The sequence below is a fragment of the Dellaglioa sp. CoH-57-MRSF-19 genome, assembly GCF_056781975.1.
This window is the reverse complement of the sequence record NZ_JBXAXW010000303.1, coordinates 1-251: the sequence shown is the minus strand read 5'-3', so window position 1 is coordinate 251 and position 251 is coordinate 1. Positions and strand designations below refer to the sequence as shown.

1 protein-coding gene is annotated in these 251 nt (G+C 59.4%); it reads left to right on the top strand.

The features are described from left to right. Window positions 1–37: 37 nt before the first annotated feature. Window positions 38–251: RtcB family protein (locus AC1RO3_RS09295; RefSeq protein ID WP_481764135.1), on the top strand; the 214-nt coding region annotated here is incomplete at its 3' end.

Below are 251 nucleotides of genomic sequence, written 5' to 3'. Positions count from 1 at the left end.
GATGCTGGGTGGAAAGGCTCGCTTCTTCACCGGTGACATGGAAGTCGAACAGGAGGCACTCAAGCAAATCACGAATATCTCGAACCTGCCGATCTTGGCGGGTCCCGTTGCAATCATGCCGGATGTGCACGCAGGCATGGGCGCGACGGTCGGTTCCGTGATCCCGCTGAACGCAGCAGTTATTCCAGCAGCGGTCGGCGTCGATATCGGGTGTGGCATGGTGGCGGTTAAGACCAGCCTCAAGGCCAACC